We start from the raw sequence: 15,105 nt of genomic DNA on the forward strand, positions 1-15,105 counted from the left end.
AACGGGCAATGAAACCCTAAAGGTGATAGCCTTAAGGTATCTCCCCATAAGAGCTCGATTGGTTTAACTAACCATAAGTAGCAATGCTCACCAATGGAAGTTTCACATTATACTTTCTGAACTAACATCCTTATATTCCTTGCTCATTTCGAATGAACGCTAGCAATTTTGCACATCCTTCTGTTACAAGGTCATATACTTCTTGAAAGTTCCCTGTAAAATATGGATCCGGAACATCTGTCCAGCCACCGTCTGGAACAAAATCGGATAGTCTGCCAATATAGCCGCCTGCTTTTCCTAAAGCCTTTAAATCGTCTAAGTTTTTATTGTCCATTGCAATTATGTAATCAAACTTTGTTAAGTCTTCTTTTTCTACTTGACGTGCTTTAATTCCTTCAAAGGATACTTCATTTTCTGTTAAAATTTTTTGTGTGCCGTGATGAGGCGGATGGCCGATATGCCAATCTCCAGTTCCAGCCGAATCAACAGTAATCGCTTGTTCTAATTCTTCTTTTTTTACAAGCTCACGAAAAATTGCTTCTGCCATCGGAGAACGACAAATGTTTCCTAGACAAACAAATAAAACTCGAACCATATTCGTTTCTTCCCTTCATGATGCATTTGTTATATTTAGTATAAACAATCAACAATTACTTATAAAGGAAATAAGCGCTAATTTAATATGATTTCAAACTTCCGTTAACGAAAATGATAAAAAATGTTAAGATAAGTCTATGCTATTTTAAAGGGGGGCACTTCCGTGGATTTATCCGTAAAAACGCAAGAAAACGTTGAATATATGGTAGAAGCAATTAAAGAAAAATTACGCATGGTAAACGCCGGAGCAATGAGAGCTTCAAACTTCAATGAAGATATGTATGAAGATTTACATGACATTTATGAACACGTTATGAAACGCGAAACATTTAGCATTAGTGAAATGCAAGCTATTACAGAAGAATTAGGTTCATTAATTAAAAAATAAAAAGGCAACGAGGAGCATCCTCATTGCCTTTTTATTTTTTAATTATCCTTGCATTTCCTTTTTAATTTTGTCTGTTAATTCTGCCATACGCTTACGACTTTCTTCACGCTCAAGTTTGTTTTGTTCTTCAATTTGTTTTGTTTCTTGAACACCTTTAGAAATAATATTCCAAGTCTCTTCAAGAGTTTCCATCTTAATACTTGAAGAACCCGCCAATTTTGCTACTTCTACACTTTGCGTCGCTATATTTTGTGCATTTCTCTTCAATAACTCGTTTGTGCGGCGGTCAAGTTCTGCCATCGAATCAGCAACAAGCTTTTGACGTTTTGCATTTACGGCTTGAATAATACCATTTTTAAAAATAGGAATTGTCGTAATAAACGCTGTATTAATTTTCCCTATTAACTTGTTGTTACCACGTTGAATCATACGAATTTGCGGTGCTGTTAATAGTGCAACCATACGCGCTTTTTCTAAATCGTCAATGCGTTGCTCTAAAATCTCTACAGAGTTTTTTAATGATTCCAGCTCGATTCCTGCAAGTTGATCATTGTTACGAACGCGCTCTTCATACATTGGAACTAACTCTGTTTGCAGACGCTCAAGTAGCATTTCACCCGCAACAACGTATTTCTCTAAATCTAAATAGTATTTTAAGTTTTGTTCATACAAACCATCTAACGTACCGATTGAACGCTTCATCTCATCTTGATATTTCGTGATTTCCACGTATACTTTATCCATTTCGCGGCCCATCGTTTGATACTTATTAAAGATTTGTTCAATCATTTGATTTCCTTTTTTAAATAAACGAGAGAAAAAACCGCCTTTGTCTTCAACGAAATCTTTACTGTCAAACTTGTCCATAATTTTCCCAAGCTGTTTTAATAGCTCACCGGAATCTTCTACTTTAGATAATGTCATCGTATGTAAAATTTGATCAGCAAACCGGGAAATCTCTACAGATGGCTCTTTTCCTAGCTCGATTAATTCCAATTGATCTTTTATATCTACCGCATTATAGATGCGCTGCACTTCAGGATCTTGTCTTAATTGCAAACGAATATTTTGTGATGTTTGTTCAGTCAATTCTGTTGTTGTTGGGTCTAATACAATCGGATTCATATATGTATCTTCCTTCCTTTATAAAAATGGACGAAATATCCCTTTTAAAGTATTTGATAAATTTTTATAGGATGATGGACCGTGAAACTCTACATCAAAGCTCACTTCTTCTAACCAATGTGAATCAAATGCTCCCGCTTCAATGTACTGCTCAATATCATTACGTCCTGTCGGATTAAAATGTAAAACATCGACACCAATGTGATTTAAAAAGAGCATCAATATCGCATCAGAACGCGTAAGTTCTCCACTTTTTTCATTGTTAAATATAACTATTTTCGGTACGTCTTGAGAATAATCAAATTTCTCAAGCTGTTCAAGTATATTCGGTGGAATTTGTGAAAGCTGCGCAAACACATATAAAGCTGCATCTTGCTCTGTTTCTGTTCCCATTCTTTTGTAAAGCTGACTCTCACATGTATGAATAATCGCTTCTGCAATGCCGTATTGTAAGCCTTCCGGTAAGCGTTTGTGCGGCCACCAATGACTTTGAATGATTCTCTGTGCATTAAGTTTTCCAGAACGATCTAATGCATCGCGATAATGAAATTGAAAATTAGCTTTCTGTTCTTTCGTAAACGGAAATTGATTTACTAACATACTGTTCTCATACGATGTTAACATTTTTAATCTTTGAAAATACTCTTTCCCATTTTTAGAAACACCAGACACCTTTGCAAATAACGATGGAATATAAATATGTTGCTTTTCTACAAAGAATGTTGGCCTTATAAATGCCTTCTCTTTCGTAATGATAAAGAGTTCATCATATGTTGTCTTTAATGTACGCGCAACTGGCGTATATGCCCTGAATTGCCACGGTTTATATAAGAGCGAATTATCATGATGAAGCACTTGCTCAATTTCTTTCGATGCCTGATATGCAACCGTTGCAACGCGCTCCCGTTTTTTATCTGGAAATGGTTCTAATGAGATTCGGCTTGGATGCGAGATTACAAATGTCCGATTCTCTTCATCGATTTTTTCAAATCCATCTTTTCCTTCTGGATGATAATACAATACGTCACATCCAAGCATAATAAGAAAGTATAAAAAGTAAGTTTGGCTTTCCGACGCATCACCATACCATATAATTTGGGGCATTTGTACTTTGTAATCCTTTTGTGAAAACCATTTTGAAACGTAATTTTCACTTAACTTAATCATATCAATTAGAAAACGGCGGAAGCCTTCTGTTTTTAACGATTGATTGTGCTGTTGTTCGTACAGCTTTAAAATTGAAATAAAAGTTGTGTGTATGTAGTGTTGTATATCTGGATGGTCAACTTCAGGCAACAAACGTTTTCCTGATAAATGAGCAACAAGTCGATTTATAGTTAAACCGTTTGATGCTTGTTGATGTAATGAAAAAACTTCTTGAATATCACGAAGCTTCTCTGAAGGAATGACTTTATTTAAATTTTGTTCATGAAGTACAGTGATATTCTCATTTTGACCATAATCAAATAACCGGTTATAGTATTCATCCACATCATTCGGCACACCAAGAATGCGGCATCCGACATAACTAAAATGCAGATCATTCTCTGTAAGTTCATAATGCGGACGCTTTGCTAACTCTACTTCAAATTGCTTCAATTCTTCTTCCCCGTTTAATGCATGTGGATGAAGTGTAAAACGTGAAAACACACTAATTCACCTCCAAACGAAACGTTTATAAAAAATGGGCGCCCACATAACGAGCAAACCCATTTAGTCTATTAACCTATTAATCTTCTTTCTTAGAAGCTGCCACCTCTTCACGAGTTTGGCGAGATGTTTTCATATAATGTAAAATAAATGTAGCACCAAATGCAATAACTAAAATCATAAAGAACATCCAATGCGGCATTTCAATATGAAATACAGAAAGGAACATTTTTACAGCAATAATTGCAATTAATATATATGCTGTCGTTTCAAGCTCTGGAACACGTTCTAGTAATCTTAAAAATACACCTGCAATACCACGCATCATTAAAATTCCAAGCATTCCGCCAAGAAGCAGAATCCATACTTCGTTTGAAACACCAAATGCCGCAAGAACGCTATCTACAGAGAACGCGATATCCATTAGTTCGACCATTACAACTGTTCCCCAGAACATGCCAAACATTCTAAATAGCACACTATCTTTCTTCATACCATGAGCTTCTTCGTCTTCTTCATTTCCTTTAGATTTATCAATGAAGTGTTTCAAAGAAAGCCATGCAAGGTAAAGAGCACCAAACACTTTTACCCACCATAATTTAATTAAGTACATACCAATTCCGATGGCAATAAAACGGAATGCATAAGCTCCAATAAGTCCGTAAAATAACGCTTTTTTACGCTTTTCTTCTGGAAGATGTTTTACCATAACAGCTAATACAAGCGCGTTATCAGCAGATAGCAATCCTTCCAAAACAACAAGCGTACCAATCAATCCCCAAGATACTGGATCTGTTAATACTTTTACCCACATATCTAGATCAAAGAATTGGGCATACGTATTAAGGATTCCGTGTAAAATCTCCATATTGTTGTTGACTCCTATTCTGTTTTAAATTTCTAAAAAGCGGAAAAGAAGGAAACGAAATTCGCTTCCTTCTTATGCATCCAAGCCATACGCTCTTACAAGCGCACCTAATCCGCCTTGGAAGCCACTTCCGACAGCATTAAACTTCCACTGTCCATTATGACGGTATAATTCACAAAAGACAACTGCTGTTTCGATGGAGAAATCTTCCCCTAAATCATAGCGAAGTACTTCTTCATTTGTTTCTTCATTTGCTAAACGAACGAACGCATTGGCAACTTGGCCAAAATTTTGGCGGCGCCCCTCTGCATCATAAATCGTAACTGTAATAGCAATACGATGTACATCCGCTGGTACTTTATTTAAATCGACAACTAATTGCTCATCATCGCCTTCACCTTCTCCAGTTCGGTTATCACCTGTATGTGTCACAGAACCACAAGGAGATTGTAAATTGTTATAAAAGATAAAATCTGTTTCTTTCGTACATTTACCTTCTTGATTTAATAAGAACGCAGATGCATCTAAATCGTAATCAGCTCCGCCGTCATATTGTTTAATATCCCAGCCAAGACCAATAATTGCTTTTGTAAGGCCTGGGCTTGTCTTACCTAAATCAATTTTTTGTCCTTTTTGTAACTGAATAACCATATCCATCCACCTCTATTTACATAGATTCTTTACTCTACATCTAAACCAAAGTTTTTACATAAAGCTGCTAATCCGCCTTGGAAACCACTGCCAATCGCATTGAACTTCCAATCATTGTTATGGCGATATAATTCACCTACTACAACCGCTGTTTCAATCGAGAAATCTTCACCTAAATCATAACGAATCAGCTCTGTGTTTTTCTCTTCATCTAAAATGCGAACAAAGGAGTTAGATACTTGTCCAAAGTTTTGACGACGACCTTCTCCATCATAAATTGTAATTGTAAAACAAATACGTTCAATATGCGCAGGAACATTTTTCAAATCAACTTTGATTGTTTCATCGTCCCCTTCGCCATCTCCTGTGCGATTATCACCTAAATGCTGTACAGAACCATTTGCTCCAGTTGGATTGTTATAGAAAACAAAATCTTCTCCTCCGCCAACTTTACCGTTTGCACCAACTAAGAAAATACTTACATCTAAATCAAAATCAGCTTGTCCATCATATTTATTTGTATCCCAGCCAAGACCAACAATTACTTTTGAAAGACCTGGATTTGTTTTCGTTAAATCTACTTTTTGTCCTTTTTGTAATGAAATAGCTGCCATATTTAGCGCCTCCTTAGAGATTATTGATAACGCGTTACAATTTCGCTTAAGTTTTTAGCTTGTGTTCCGTCTCCAATTGCAGAGAATTTCCATTCACCGTTATCACGATATATTTCACCAGCAATTAGCGTCGTCTTTCCGCCGTAGTTATCAGTTAAATTATAACGTACTAACTCTTCATTTGTTTGTGGATTTTGAATACGAATATACGCATTGCGAATCATTCCAAAGTCTTGACGACGGTTCACACAATCATAAATATTTACAACAAATATTAAGCGGTTTACTCTAGATGGAACTTTTGATAATTCCACAAAGATAGTTTCATCATCGCCCGCTCCTTCACCCGTTAAATTATCCCCCGAATGAATAATACTTCCGCAAGAAGATAATTTATTTCCAAAATAAATAAGGTCATTTTTATGTAAAAAGCGATCATTTTCAAGCATAATCACAGATGCATCACAGTCAATATTTGGCTTGCTTCCAAATAATGAAGATAAAAATCCACCTGATTTTTCAATTGGATCCCAGCCCAAACCAACTTGTAACTTTGTTAAACCAGGTTTTCCTTTCGTTAAATCGATCTTCTGTCCTTTTTCTAAAATAATAGGCATGAAGTCTCTTCCTTTCTACAAATCACTTTCCACTTAGGAAAATATTGTATTCTTTCTTTATATTGTAGCATTTTTCATAGATTGAGAAAAAGAATAATTTTTCAATTATACGAAAACACCTATTCGATTTCATCGCACTGATGTAAGAAGTGCGAGAATTTCTATTTTACTACTGACACATATAAGATGTAAGCCCATCAATACTTATATTTGAATTGTTTTTTCCAAATCTAAATGCGCTTCTGTTTGTACATCATGACTTTTTAAAATTTCACCTGTTTCATAACTTCTATGTAACATAGAAGTTATGAAACTAGCTATTTTTAGTATGAAGATACAAGTTTTACAGAATCTGCTTTCGCATACACGCTCGTATATGCTTTGTTATCGGAAACCAGCTCATAATATGTTCCATTTGAAGTTTGAATTGTTCTTTTAATTGCAACCATGACATTACGAGGTATTGAACTAGCTTGTTCATTAGCTAAATTTTTAAATAACACAGATCCTTGTTGCAGCATTCCCAGTTGGTATTTATTTAAATCTTTTCCACCATTCATAGCATCGAGTCTATTCATAAGAGAACCAATTTGTTGTCCCCAATTCTCATCACTTGCATACATGACATTCATACCTTGTGATTTATCTCCCAAGTTCCCGCCATTATATGTCCAGCCATTTGGATTTAAATAATTTTGATCAATATATGAAGCGCAGAAATCAATACCTTCTTCCCATGTTTTAAACGCCGTTGCACCGTTATATGGATCAGAATCTACCGCTCTAAAACCAAATAAATTTTTCTTATCCTGCGCAATACGACTTTTTCCCCACCCAGATTCTAAAACGGCATGAGATAATAAATATCCTGCATTTAAATTATATTTTTGTGCTGCATTAACGAAATATTGTCCAGTTCCAATAAGCGGGCTATCTGGACTATATTTTCTTAAGAAATCATCAATGTCTTTCGCTGTATAAGTAGAGGTAACGCGAAGCGGCATATATTCAAAATATTGATAACTATCTTGTCCACCAATGTGTTCTTTATCAAATGCCTCATAACGCTCACCTTCTTTTAAATGCTTCGGTGCATTACCAATTTGATACGTCGTATACTTTTTCGAAGAAGTATTATATACGTAATGATATAGCTTCCCATCTTTCACTGTATAGTATGACGCTGATTCATGAACCATATTTGGATATAAAGTAACATCATCTATATTGACATATCCTGTCGTACCATCAATTTTCACATGCACGCGGTCTCCATCCACTTTTATGAACTTTAAGTCCGCTCCTTCTCGTACATATGTTAACTTTTTACCAGTCGCGATATCGTAAATATTAATTAACTTATTCGCTCGTACAAAGCCTTGTTTCATATTCACAACTTTACCATCGCTAACAATATAACCATCTTCTTGTTTTGTTTGCAGTTCTTTTTCTGCTTCCATCCCATTCGATTTTTGAACTTTTCCTATCGCTGTGATCACTTCATAAGAAGATGCTTGTTTTAATTTTAAGAACTGTAAAGAAACATAACCTTCTACACCATTTACTCGAACCTTTGCCCAACCATTTTCCTTAGCAAGGACTAAGACTGACTCCCCACTTTTCAAGTGTGCTACAACTGAAGTACTCGTAGAAGGACCTTGGCGTACATTTAATAAAGATGTATTTACAATTCCTCTTTCTTCTGTCACTTGTTCTTTATTTCCATCGTTAGCATTCGGAGTCGTACTAATTTGTACAAATTCTAGAGAAACATAGCCTTCTTTTCCGTTGTACATAATTTTCGCCCAGCCATTCGCTTTCCCTAATACCGTTACCTTTTCACCTTGTTTTAAATTCCCGAGAATTGTACTCGTTGCATTTGCTGCGCTTCTTACTCGGAGACTTGTTGCCGTAATTGTTCCTGTCTCTTGAGTATCCGTTACGATATTTTCTGGCGGCTTTTCTGCTGGTTTCTCTGCCGGTTTTTCTGCCGGCTCTTCTACCGGTTTCCCCTCTAATTTCACAAATTCTAGAGAAACATAGCCTTCTTTTCCGTTGTACATAATTTTCGCCCAGCCATTTGCTTTCCCTAATACTGTTACCTTTTCACCTTGTTTTAAATTTCCAAGAATTGTACTCGTTGTATTTGCTGCGCTTCTTACTCGGAGACTTGTTGCCGTAATTGTTCCTGTCTCTTGCGTACCCATTACGATATTTTCTGGCGGCTTTTCTGCCGGTTTTTCTACTGGCTTTTCTATCGGTTTCCCCTCTAATTTCACAAATTCTAGAGAAACATAACCTTCTTTTCCGTTGTACGCAATTTTTGCCCAGCCATTTGCTTTCCCTAATACTGTTACCTTTTCACCTTGTTTTAAATTTCCAAGAATTGTACTCGTTGTATTTGCTGCGCTTCTTACTCGGAGACTTGTTGCCGTAATTGTTCCTGTCTCTTGCGTACCCATTACGATATTTTCTGGCGGCTTTTCTGCCGGTTTTTCTACTGGCTTTTCTATCGGTTTCCCCTCTAATTTCACAAATTCTAGAGAAACATAGCCTTCTTTTCCGTTGTACGCAATTTTTGCCCAGCCATTTGCTTTCCCTAATACTGTTACCTTTTCACCTTGTTTTAAATTTCCAAGAATTGTACTCGTTGTATTTGCTGCACTTCTTATTCGGAGACTTGTTGCTGTGATTGTTCCTGCTTCATGGTCTCCATTAGCAATTACTGCTTGTTGCTGTGATACTGGTTGCTCTGCCTTCTCTCCTACTTTTATAAATTCTAAGGAAACATAGCCTTCTTTACCTTTATATTCAATCTTTGCCCAACCATTTGCTTTCCCTAAAATAGTGACATTCTCTCCTTTTTGAACGTTTCCAAGAAGAGTACTCCCTATACCAGGGCTATTACGGACATTTAAACGAGTAGCTGTTATCACACCAGTTTCACGTTGTCCATTACTAATACTCGGTTGTTGCTTAGCTTCTACTGTAGGCTTAGATTCTATCGCAGGCTTCGTTCCTACTATCTTTAAAAACTGCAGTGACACATAGCCCTCTTTCCCATTGTAAGAAATTTTTGCCCACTCTTTTTGTATCCCTAATATTTTTACAGTTGTTCCTTGCTTTAATTGTCCAACAATTGGACTTTGCGTTGTTGGTTGTTCGCGTATATTTAAATTCATTGCATTTACTGTCGCTGTGCTTTCTTCTTGTGCAAAAGCATGTGTGGAAATAAGAGATGCCGCTGTTGCTATAAATGTACCTGCTATTATTTGCTTTTCTATCCTTTTCATCATCTATTAGAATATAAGGATCCTTATATTCTAAGTTCACCCCTTCCCATACTTTCTTATCTAATATTTTAACATACATACCGCTATCCCTTGTGTTTGAAAAATGTTAAGAATCTATGAACCAATACACAAATTCACATCAAGAAAATACACCATACAATATTGAAAAAGGCTGGCATTTTGCCAACCTTTTTCACTTTTAATAAATCCAGCCACCCATTCTTTAATACGCTTTGCCCCAATACACCATATGCTTCGCATCTTTCTCACAGCATACGCAGTGTTTAGCTAATTCCTCTTGTTCAAATGGCATACAACGTGATGTAACGCCTACCTCTTCTTTCAACTTTTCTTCACAGGAAAGATTTCCGCACCACATTGCTTTAATAAATCCTTGCTTTTCTTCTGCTACTTGTTTCATTTTTTCAAAAGTGGTAGCTATATATGTTTTTTCTTCACGAAATACTTTTGCTTTTTCAAAGAGAGACTGCTGAATGTCATCAAGTAATGTTGTAATACGTTCTTCTAATTCGGTTAAAGATACAATTTCTTTCTCTTTTGTATCACGGCGTACAAGAACAACTTGATTTTTCTCAATATCTTTTGGTCCTACTTCTAAACGAATTGGTACACCTTTCATCTCATATTCATTAAATTTCCAGCCTGGTGTTTTGTTACTTGCATCCATTTTCACACGCGCAACTTTTTGAATACGAGTTTGAAGCTCAGCTGCTTTTTCTAACACGCCTTCTTTATGCTGGGCAATTGGTACAATCATCACTTGCGTTGGCGCAATCTTTGGTGGTAATACAAGTCCGTTATTATCACTGTGTACCATAATAAGTGCACCAATCATTCTCGTTGTTACACCCCAAGATGTTTGATGCGCATATTGCCATTTCCCATTTCGATCTAAAAACTTAATATCGAATGCTTCTGTGAAATTAGTGCCAAAATTATGCGACGTGCCCGTTTGCAGTGCCTTACCATCATGCATTAAACTTTCAATTGTGTAAGTCGCTTTTGCCCCTGCGAATTTTTCTTTTTCCGTTTTCTGTCCTTTTATAACTGGAATAGCTAAATACTCTTCACAAAACGACGCATATATATTTAAAATATTAAGCGTTTCTTGCTGTGATTCTTCCGCTGTTTCATGAATTGTATGACCTTCTTGCCATAAAAATTCAGTTGTGCGTAAGAACGGACGCGTTGTTTTTTCCCAACGTACAACGGAACACCATTGGTTATACAGCTTTGGTAAATCATTATACGACTGAACAATTTTCGAAAAGTGCTCACAGAATAACGTTTCTGATGTTGGACGAACACAAAGACGCTCTGCTAATTCTTCACTTCCTCCATGTGTAACCCACGCTACTTCTGGTGCAAAGCCTTCCACATGATCTTTCTCTTTTTGAAGTAAACTTTCTGGAATAAACATTGGCATATACACATTTTCATGCCCTGTTTCTTTTAACTTTTCATCCATTACTTTTTGAATGTTTTCCCAAAGGGCATATCCATGCGGACGTAAAATCATACACCCTTTTACACTTGAATAATCAATAAGCTCAGCTTTTTTTACGATATCGGTATACCACTGCGTGAAATCTTCTTCCATTTTTGTAATGGCTTGTACTTGTTCTTTTCCCATCTACTTTTCCTCCTTAAAAAAAATAAAAAAAGCCCGTATCCCTATAATAGGGACCGAGCTTTTGCCGGCGTTACCACCCTGATTCATATACAACATGTATATGAATCAGGGTGGTAACGGGAATATCCCGCTGCATATGCAGAACTCAAAGGCAGGTTCCATATTGTCTTTTAAGAATCTCTCAGCCACTGGATTCTCTCTCTGCAAAAAGATTGAACATGTACTAATCCTTTTTCATCGTCATAACGATATAAATTTGTTGACTATCATAATACACACTTTGTTGTAAAGCAATAGTTAATTTTCTGATTCTTATATATTCTTTTCATTTTGTTTTGTTTTATACTTGCATTATATATATCTATCTCGAAAAAATTTCACGATCTGATGAATTAACATCCCAATAATTGTTCCAATCAGAATAAAAAAACATAGGAAACCATATGCCATACCTTCCCATCCACCAATGAAAAACAATGTGAGTAAAAAACAAACGAAACAAATTATAATCACAATAAGTCCAAAGGCAAAGTCAAACGAACGATTTGGAAAGCTTTTTCGTAACATGAATGAAATGAGAAAAACAACAACTGTCGTGACAATACTACTTATTAAAAAAATTTCCATTATCTTCCCTCCCATACATACATTATATGTTAATTGATCAAAAAATTTAAAAAATACTTTCTTCTAAACGGGAGTATTTATAATCAAGTATTAATAGTAATATATAAAAATAGGTTTTAGAACTTTCGGAGGTATTTTCTATGAACAAGTCCATACCAAAACATGTTATTGTTTTATCTTTTGATTGTTTATCAGCTTTAGATTTTCCTATATTACAAAACCTTCCTCACTTCCGTTCTTTACTAAAACGTGGTGCATACGCTGAAAAAGTTGAAAGTATTTATCCATCTGTTACATATCCAAGTCATGCAACGATTGTGACAGGAAATTATCCTGCAAAACATGGTGTTGTAAACAATACACTGCTGCAACCTGGAAAAGAATCACCCGACTGGCACTGGTACCGCCGTTCTATTAAAGGAACGACCCTTTATGATGAAGCGCGAAAAGCAAATTTAAAAACAGCTGCACTTCTATGGCCTGTCACAGGAAAAGCAAAAATTGATTACAATATGCCAGAAATTTTCCCAAATCGGCCATGGCAAAATCAAGTACTCGTCTCCTTATTCAGCGGGAGTCCATTGTATCAACTAGAGTTAAATCAACGTTTTGGTCATATTCGGAATGGTTTGTCACAACCAGAGCTAGATGATTTTGTCCTCGCTTCTGCAGTACACACAATTCAAACGAAAAAGCCAAATCTTATGTTTGTTCATTTTACTGATTTAGATACACAGCGCCATTACCATGGATTTTCTTCTGAAGAAACAGTAGCAGCTATTCATCGCCACGACAAACGTTTAGGTGCAATTGTTGAGGCGTTAAAAGAAAGCGGTATGTACGAAGAAACAACCATCATTGCACTCGGGGATCATAGCGCATTAGATGAACATAAGGCCATTCAATTAAATGTCCTATTGCGTGAAAAAGGGTTCCTTACTGTAAATAAAAAAGGAGAAGTAACAAATTGGAAAGCTTATTGTCAAAGCTGTGACGGCTCAGCATATGTATACGTAAAAGATAAAAATGATACAGAAACAATTGGAAGTTTACACCGTTTACTGCAAGAAATCATGCAAGATAAGCAAAACGGCATAGAATTTCTATTAACCGATGAAGAAGCAAAAGATCGCGGAGCTGATGGGAATTGCCTCTTTATGCTTGAGGCTCGAGAAGGGTATTACTTTTTAGAAAATCATACTGGAGACCTTATAAGAGAGATTACAAGAGAAGATGTAACCTCTAGTAAAAAATATACGTTTGGTACCCATGGCTATTCTCCATCAAAACCAAATTACGAAACTATTTTCATGGCAGCCGGTAAAGGAATTCGTCAAGGCGCCATTATTCCGCACATGCGACTTATTGATGAAGGTCCTACAATTGCAAGATTGCTTGGATTACATCTTGGTGAAACAGATGGAACTGTTATAGAAGAGTTATTGCAATTGTAAAGTTATGTAAAAAATATGTAAACATTCAGTTAGTTTCTCTTTTTTATAAACGCCTTTTTGTACAATAACATTAGATTAGTTGAGGGAGGAACATATATGAAAAAAATGTCCAGGCAGGAAAAAAGCTGGATATTATATGACTGGGCAAACTCAGTGTATTCACTTGTTATTACAACGGCTGTATTTCCAATCTACTTTAAAGCAGCCGCTAAAGAATTTGGACTTGCAGGTACAACATCCACTGCATATTGGGGGTATGCAAATTCCTTTGCTACACTTCTTGTATCTATACTCGCTCCAATTCTTGGTACGATTGCTGATTATAAAGGATTTAAGAAACGTTTCTTCACATTCTTTTTCCTATTAGGCATTATTTTTACAGGTATGTTGGCAGTAGTACCAACTTCGCAGTGGATTCTCTTACTTTGCTGCTATATGCTCGCTTTAATTGGGTTTGCAGGATCAAATATTTTTTACGATGCTTTTTTAATAGATGTGACGACAGAGGAACGAATGAACCGTGTTTCAACACGCGGCTTTGCCCTTGGCTATATCGGAAGTACAATTCCATTTATCGGCTGCATGGCTCTTATTATTCTTTCACAAAAAAGTATCATCCCATTATCAGTCGGCGTGGCAAGCCAAATTTCATTCGCAATTACAGCACTTTGGTGGGGACTCTTTACCATCCCTATGTTAAAAAATGTTGAACAACGTTATTTTATCGAACGTGATCCAAATCCTGTTATAACAAGCTTTAAACGCCTTGCTTATACATTTAAAAATATCCGTCAATACCGAACAGTTTTTTTCTTCCTCCTTGCCTATTTCTTCTATATTGATGGAGTCGACACAATCATTACAATGTCAACAGCATATGGAACAGACCTTGGGATTAGTGCAACAAATTTATTAATTATTTTATTCGTTACGCAAATCGTCGCCTGCCCATTTGCATTATTATATGGCAAGTTATCTGAAACATTTACCGGCAAGAAAATGCTATATGTTGGTATTATTATTTATATTATTATTTGCACGTACGCTTATTTCCTAAAAACAACGCTGGATTTCTGGATTTTAGCGATGCTCGTTGCTACTTCACAAGGCGGTATTCAAGCGTTAAGCCGCTCCTATTTTGCAAAGCTCATTCCGAAAGAATCAGCAAACGAATTCTTTGGATTTTATAACATATTTGGTAAATTCGCTGCCATTATGGGTCCTGTTCTCGTCGGTGTCACAACGCAATTAACAGGCAAAACAAACGCTGGCGTGTTAAGTATTATCATATTATTTATTATCGGTGGATTTCTGTTAACACGCGTACCAGAGAGCTCTTCTGCTTCTGTAACACCACCTTCTCCAAAATCAGAAACATTATAAAGTGAACCTTCCATTCAAAGGTGCTTTTCCTTCGAATGGTTAGTTGAACCAATCGGGCTTTTATGGGCAGTTACCCCCCACCTAGCTTCTGTAGAAAAGCGGAAGCGGCTCGCCCAGAATCGCAGGACGTTGGAGTACCCGACAGAGAGGCGCTTTTTGCCTCGTCCGAGGGGGCGAAACGACC

Annotated in this window: 13 protein-coding genes and 1 other annotated feature; of the genes, 3 read left to right on the plus strand and 10 right to left on the minus strand. The window is 36.4% G+C overall.

Going from position 1 to position 15,105, the window contains the following annotated elements; all coding sequences use genetic code 11:
- Positions 1 to 130 precede the first annotated feature (130 nt).
- Positions 131 to 595 carry a low molecular weight protein-tyrosine-phosphatase gene (locus tag WAX78_RS20250; protein WP_336483808.1) on the minus strand — a complete coding sequence of 155 codons (465 nt, stop codon included), beginning with the start codon at positions 593 to 595 and terminating at the stop codon, positions 131 to 133.
- A gap of 165 nt (positions 596 to 760) precedes the next feature.
- Between WAX78_RS20250 and WAX78_RS20255 the strand changes: the two genes are divergently transcribed.
- On the plus strand, positions 761 to 985 hold the full coding sequence (locus WAX78_RS20255; protein ID WP_336483809.1) for a DUF1128 domain-containing protein: 225 nt from the start codon (positions 761 to 763) through the stop codon (positions 983 to 985).
- 42 nt (positions 986 to 1,027) lie between these two features.
- On the opposite strand, the gene WAX78_RS20260 is transcribed toward WAX78_RS20255, so the two are convergent.
- From WAX78_RS20260 to WAX78_RS20300, 9 genes are all read right to left on the minus strand, one after another.
- Positions 1,028 to 2,110 carry a toxic anion resistance protein gene (locus WAX78_RS20260; RefSeq protein WP_336483810.1) on the minus strand — a complete coding sequence of 361 codons (1,083 nt, stop codon included), beginning with the start codon at positions 2,108 to 2,110 and terminating at the stop codon, positions 1,028 to 1,030.
- A gap of 18 nt (positions 2,111 to 2,128) precedes the next feature.
- Entirely contained in the window at positions 2,129 to 3,760 is a 1,632-nt protein-coding gene (locus WAX78_RS20265) for a YceG family protein (RefSeq protein WP_336483811.1), read from the minus strand.
- A 79-nt stretch (positions 3,761 to 3,839) separates the two neighbouring features.
- Positions 3,840 to 4,628 (minus strand): TerC family protein, encoded by a 789-nt coding sequence (locus tag WAX78_RS20270; protein WP_336483812.1) that lies wholly within the window; start codon positions 4,626 to 4,628, stop codon positions 3,840 to 3,842.
- A 72-nt stretch (positions 4,629 to 4,700) separates the two neighbouring features.
- On the minus strand, positions 4,701 to 5,279 hold the full coding sequence (locus WAX78_RS20275; protein WP_336483813.1) for a TerD family protein: 579 nt from the start codon (positions 5,277 to 5,279) through the stop codon (positions 4,701 to 4,703).
- 29 nt (positions 5,280 to 5,308) lie between these two features.
- The gene (locus tag WAX78_RS20280; RefSeq protein ID WP_336483815.1) at positions 5,309 to 5,893 is read right to left on the minus strand and encodes a TerD family protein; all 585 of its coding nucleotides are present in this window, start codon (positions 5,891 to 5,893) and stop codon (positions 5,309 to 5,311) included.
- Between the two features lie 20 nt (positions 5,894 to 5,913).
- Positions 5,914 to 6,510: a TerD family protein gene (locus tag WAX78_RS20285; protein ID WP_336483816.1), complete on the minus strand. Its 597-nt coding sequence runs from the start codon at positions 6,508 to 6,510 to the stop codon at positions 5,914 to 5,916.
- A 323-nt stretch (positions 6,511 to 6,833) separates the two neighbouring features.
- Complete coding sequence (locus WAX78_RS20290; RefSeq protein WP_336483817.1) at positions 6,834 to 9,803, minus strand: SH3 domain-containing protein; 2,970 nt, start codon at positions 9,801 to 9,803, stop codon at positions 6,834 to 6,836.
- A 223-nt stretch (positions 9,804 to 10,026) separates the two neighbouring features.
- Positions 10,027 to 11,457: a proline--tRNA ligase gene (gene proS, locus WAX78_RS20295; protein ID WP_336483818.1), complete on the minus strand. Its 1,431-nt coding sequence runs from the start codon at positions 11,455 to 11,457 to the stop codon at positions 10,027 to 10,029.
- Positions 11,458 to 11,502: 45 nt separating this feature from the next.
- Positions 11,503 to 11,704, minus strand: a binding site (T-box leader).
- A gap of 104 nt (positions 11,705 to 11,808) precedes the next feature.
- A complete protein-coding gene (locus WAX78_RS20300; protein ID WP_336483820.1) occupies positions 11,809 to 12,084 on the minus strand; it encodes a YesK-like family protein in 276 nt (91 codons plus the stop codon).
- A 140-nt stretch (positions 12,085 to 12,224) separates the two neighbouring features.
- Between WAX78_RS20300 and WAX78_RS20305 the strand changes: the two genes are divergently transcribed.
- Both WAX78_RS20305 and WAX78_RS20310 read left to right on the plus strand, forming a co-directional pair.
- Positions 12,225 to 13,538, plus strand: coding sequence for an alkaline phosphatase family protein (locus tag WAX78_RS20305; RefSeq protein WP_336483821.1), 1,314 nt, complete (start codon positions 12,225 to 12,227; stop codon positions 13,536 to 13,538).
- Positions 13,539 to 13,634: 96 nt separating this feature from the next.
- A complete protein-coding gene (locus WAX78_RS20310) occupies positions 13,635 to 14,921 on the plus strand; it encodes an MFS transporter (protein WP_336483822.1) in 1,287 nt (428 codons plus the stop codon).
- Positions 14,922 to 15,105: the final 184 nt, after the last annotated feature.

The sequence above is a fragment of the Bacillus yunxiaonensis genome (genome assembly GCF_037104695.1).
Taxonomy (GTDB): Bacteria; Bacillota; Bacilli; order Bacillales; family Bacillaceae_G; genus Bacillus_A; species Bacillus_A yunxiaonensis.

Bases quoted from the DNA above. Each gene is read 5' to 3' on its own strand.
- WAX78_RS20280 (WP_336483815.1), bottom strand. From the start codon at position 5,893: ATGGCAGCTATTTCATTACAAAAAGGACAAAAAGTAGATTTAACGAAA.
- WAX78_RS20300 (WP_336483820.1), bottom strand. From the start codon at position 12,084: ATGGAAATTTTTTTAATAAGTAGTATTGTCACGACAGTTGTTGTTTTT.
- WAX78_RS20250 (WP_336483808.1), bottom strand. From the start codon at position 595: ATGGTTCGAGTTTTATTTGTTTGTCTAGGAAACATTTGTCGTTCTCCG.
- WAX78_RS20310 (WP_336483822.1), top strand. From the start codon at position 13,635: ATGAAAAAAATGTCCAGGCAGGAAAAAAGCTGGATATTATATGACTGG.
- WAX78_RS20275 (WP_336483813.1), bottom strand. From the start codon at position 5,279: ATGGTTATTCAGTTACAAAAAGGACAAAAAATTGATTTAGGTAAGACA.
- WAX78_RS20285 (WP_336483816.1), bottom strand. From the start codon at position 6,510: ATGCCTATTATTTTAGAAAAAGGACAGAAGATCGATTTAACGAAAGGA.
- WAX78_RS20260 (WP_336483810.1), bottom strand. From the start codon at position 2,110: ATGAATCCGATTGTATTAGACCCAACAACAACAGAATTGACTGAACAA.
- proS (WP_336483818.1), bottom strand. From the start codon at position 11,457: ATGGGAAAAGAACAAGTACAAGCCATTACAAAAATGGAAGAAGATTTC.
- WAX78_RS20270 (WP_336483812.1), bottom strand. From the start codon at position 4,628: ATGGAGATTTTACACGGAATCCTTAATACGTATGCCCAATTCTTTGAT.
- WAX78_RS20305 (WP_336483821.1), top strand. From the start codon at position 12,225: ATGAACAAGTCCATACCAAAACATGTTATTGTTTTATCTTTTGATTGT.
- WAX78_RS20290 (WP_336483817.1), bottom strand. From the start codon at position 9,803: ATGAAAAGGATAGAAAAGCAAATAATAGCAGGTACATTTATAGCAACA.